This is a genomic window from Salinicola sp., assembly GCF_982684285.1.
On the sequence record NZ_CEXLVS010000323.1, the window covers coordinates 1 to 3,856 of the forward strand.

At 63.6% G+C, this 3,856-nt stretch carries 3 protein-coding genes and 1 pseudogene; 2 read left to right on the plus strand and 2 right to left on the minus strand.

What is annotated here, in order from left to right:
• Together AC3AYF_RS19060 and nspC are read left to right on the plus strand one after the other, a co-directional pair.
• Window positions 1-1,082, plus strand: a 1,082-nt coding sequence (locus tag AC3AYF_RS19060) for a saccharopine dehydrogenase family protein (RefSeq protein WP_487780193.1), incomplete at its 5' end; no start/stop codon positions are given.
• Window positions 1,082-2,260, plus strand: coding sequence for a carboxynorspermidine decarboxylase (gene nspC, locus AC3AYF_RS19065; RefSeq protein WP_487780194.1), 1,179 nt, complete (start codon window positions 1,082-1,084; stop codon window positions 2,258-2,260). The genes AC3AYF_RS19060 and nspC, both read left to right, overlap by 1 nt.
• Before the next feature lie 42 nt (window positions 2,261-2,302).
• Here nspC and AC3AYF_RS19070 read toward each other — a convergent pair whose 3' ends face one another.
• Window positions 2,303-3,244 (minus strand): LysR family transcriptional regulator, encoded by a 942-nt coding sequence (locus AC3AYF_RS19070; protein WP_295036508.1) that lies wholly within the window; start codon window positions 3,242-3,244, stop codon window positions 2,303-2,305.
• Window positions 3,245-3,654: 410 nt separating this feature from the next.
• Window positions 3,655-3,856 (minus strand): annotated as a pseudogene (locus AC3AYF_RS19075) (hypothetical protein); the annotation flags it as partial.

The following is a 3,856-nucleotide window of genomic DNA, read 5'->3' on the forward strand; positions in this document are numbered from 1 at the left end:
GCAAGGCGATCGCCGAGCAACTCCCGCGTTCGATCCAGACCGCCCAGGTCGATGCCGACAGCGTCGAAGCGCTGGTTGCGCTGATCGAGTCGTTCAAGCAGGATATCCTGATTCACGTGGCGCTGCCGTATCAGGATCTCACCATCATGGAGGCCTGCCTGCAGACCGGCGTGCCCTATCTGGATACCGCCAACTACGAGCACCCGGACGAGGCCAAGTTCGAATACAAGGAGCAGTGGGCGTTTCAGGATCGCTATGCCAGGGCGGGCGCGATGGCCACGCTGGGCTGCGGTTTCGACCCGGGCATGACCAATATCTACTGCGCCTACGGCCAGAAGAATCTGTTCGACGAGATCCACCGCATCGACATCCTGGATGCCAACGGCGGCGATCACGGCTATCCGTTCGCCACCAACTTCAATCCCGAGATCAACATTCGCGAGATCACCGCGAACGGTCGCTACTGGGAGAAGGGCGAGTGGGTCGAGACCCCGCCACTGGCCGAGAAGCGCAAGTTCGACTTCGACGGTATCGGCGAGAAGGACATGTACCTGCTCTATCATGAAGAGCTCGAGTCGCTGTCACAGAACATCAAGGGGCTGGAGCGTATCCGCTTCTGGATGACCTTCTCCGAGAAGTACATCACGCACCTGAAGGTGCTCGAGAACGTCGGCATGACCCGCATCGAGCCGATCAAGGTCGAGGGTGTCGAGATATCTCCGCTGCAGTTCCTGAAGCAGGTGCTGCCGGATCCGGCCTCACTCGGCCCGCGCACCAAGGGCAAGACCAACATCGGCGTCATCCTCGACGGCATCAAGGACGGCAAGCGGCGCAAGGTGTACATCTACAACATCTGCGATCACGAGAAGTGCTACGAGGAGGTCCAGTCCCAGGCGATCTCCTACACCACCGGCGTACCGGCGGTGACCGGCGCGATGCTGATGCTGCAGGGCATCTGGAAGGGCGAGGGCGTTTACAACGTCGAACAGCTCGATCCCGATCCGTTCATGGAGCGCATCGGCGAGATGGGGCTGCCGTGGCAGATGGTCGAGCTCGATCCCGACCAGGATCCGCTGGCCTGATGGCGACGAATGACTCCGCCCATCCCTTCGATGTCCTTCCCTTCGACGTCGGAGCCTGCCCGTCGCCGGCCTACGTGGTCGACGACGCGCTGCTGCGCCGCAACCTGGAGCTGCTTGGCCGGGTGCAGGCCGACAGTGGCGCCAAGATACTGCTGGCGCTGAAAGGCTTCGCCATGTGGAGCGCCTTCCCGCTGGTCAGCCAGTATCTGGTGGGCACCACCGCCAGCGGTCAGGACGAAGCGCGCCTGGGAGCCGAGACCTTCGGCGGCGAAGTGCACGTCTACTCTCCGGCGTTCACCGCGCCGGAGATGGACGTGGTGCTGCGCTACGCCGACCACATCAGCTTCAATTCGCCGCGGCAGTGGCGGCACTTCCGCGAGACGGTCCAGGCCGCGCCGCGCAAGGTCTCCTGCGGACTGCGGGTGAATCCGGAGCACTCCACCGGCGAAGTCCCGCTCTACGATCCCTGCGCGCCGGGTTCACGGCTCGGCACCCGCGCGGTGGATCTGTCGCCGGAGGATCTCGACGGGCTGGAGGGGCTGCACTTCCACGCGCTCTGCGAGCAGAACAGCGACGCGCTGGAAGCGACGCTGCGGGCGTTCGAGGAGCGGTTCGGTCGTTATCTGGAGGGGTTGCGCTGGGTGAACTTCGGCGGTGGCCACCACATCACCCGGGCCGATTACGCTGTCGAGCGGCTGGTGCGGGTGCTGCGCGAGTTCAGGGGGCGCCATCCGCATCTCGCGGTCTACCTGGAGCCGGGGGAGGCGATTGCCCTCAACACCGGCTACCTGGTGTGCAGCGTACTGGATATCGTCGAGAACGACGGCCCCATCGCGATTCTGGACACCTCGGCGACGGCGCACATGCCGGACGTGCTGGAGATGCCGTATCGGCCCGAGATCATCGGCGGTGCCCAGCCCGGCGAGAAAGCCCATACCTATCGCCTGGGCGGGACGACCTGCCTGGCCGGCGACGTGATCGGTGATTATGCCTTCGACCGTCCGCTCGAGATCGGCGACCGGCTAGTGTTCACCGACATGGCTCACTACACCATGGTCAAGACCACCACCTTCAACGGCATTCGCCTGCCGTCGATCTGCCGGATCGACGAGAGTAGCCGGGAGGTGCGCACCGTCAGGACCTTTGGCTACGTGGACTACATGCAGCGGTTGAGTTGATGCGCCCTGCCTTGCCTCCGGGCCCCGCAACGCGGGGCCTTTTCATGATTCGATGGGCGTACGTGGCTCGGGAGGGAGCGGCCGGGCAGACTGATATTGGGTGATGATATCCAGTAGCTCCTGCCCGAATCCGGGCAGGATGTGGTCGTCGCGGATCAGGATGCTGCGTTCGCGGTATGCCCAGGCGTCGCTCAGGTGACGTACGCTCAAGCGCATGTGGCTCCGATAACGTAGCGCGCAGGACTCCGGAAGAATTCCCACCCCGACGCCGGCTTCGATCATGCGGCACGCCGATTCGAAACCGAATACCTGAATTCTGACCGGCAACGGCTTGCCCAACTCCAGCGCCTTTCTCTCCAGATAATGAAACAGGGTGCTGCCCTCGTGCAGCGTGACATGCGGATAATCCAGCGCGTCCTCGTAGGTGATCTCCTGGCGTGCGGTCAGGGGGTGATCGAGCGGTGTCGCCAGCACGAGCCTGTCCTGGCTGAAGGGGAGTGTCTTCAGCCGTGAGGGCACCTCGACCCCCACCATGATGCCGAGAATGCCCATGTCCGCGGTGCCGTCGAGCACGCCGCGAACGATATCGCTGGTCATCCGCTCCTGGAGATCCACGGTGATACCGGGACGGGCGGCAAGAAAGTCGGCCAGTACCTCGGGCATGAACTCGATGACCGCGGTCGTGTTGGCGAAGATCCGCAGATGTCCGGCAGCGTCGCTGGCGTAGCCGGAGAACTCGCTTTTGACACGCTCGACCTGACGCAGGATGAGATGGGCGTGCTGCAGTAGCCGCTCCCCGGCCGGCGTCAGCTCGACGCCCTGGCTGCTGCGGTAGAACAGGCGGCTTTCCAGCTGCGCCTCGAGCGACTTGACCCTGGCACTGACCGCGGCCGTCGAGAGATGCGCGCGCAGGGCGCCGGCCGTCAGGCTCTTCGCCTCCGCCACGTGGACGAAGATACGCAAGTCCGCGAGATCGAAATGCATTGGGATCGGTTCCTTCGGTGCGACGCGTATCTGGGCAAGGACTCGAGGATCTCGTGCTCGCCGACAGGCTCCACCCATTGCCGAGGCGTATCGCGCTCGTTGGATAGGCGCAGCAGCTCGGCTCTGCAGCAAGCCATGCTTTCGATCCTAACAGCTGGAGCAAAAGGAAGGGGAGCCTTGATGCCTGTTGCGAGAACAAAACAGGCGGTTAGTGCGGTGGCGTGAGCGCCAGGCTCGGGCGGTTTTCACCCGGGTTCGATGACCGCAAGGCTTGATCGGCCCGACACTAGCGGAGGCTTTCTACAGTCCACGTACTACAGTCAACGTACTACATTCCACGCAGTCCGTCTGGGAGCTGCCGGGCAACCGGGTCGTGGAGAGGGCCGGAGGAACCGGCCCTGCTCCGTCTCTCAGATCTGGCCGAGATACTGCATCTGGCCGCGCAAGTCTGTCGGGACGTCTTCCAGCAGCACGACATTCAATTGGGAGCCGCCGCCGTCATTCAGCTCGGAGACACTCTCTCCCAGTGTCACGTCGATCTGGTCGGGGCTCAGTGTGTACATGGAGCCCGAGAAGGGGTCGACGATGAACCAGCCGATCAAGCCACCGAAG

Excerpts from the sequence above, each read along its gene's own strand:
- AC3AYF_RS19070 (WP_295036508.1), bottom strand. The coding sequence starts at position 3,244 with ATGCATTTCGATCTCGCGGACTTGCGTATCTTCGTCCACGTGGCGGAG.
- nspC (WP_487780194.1), top strand. The coding sequence starts at position 1,082 with ATGGCGACGAATGACTCCGCCCATCCCTTCGATGTCCTTCCCTTCGAC.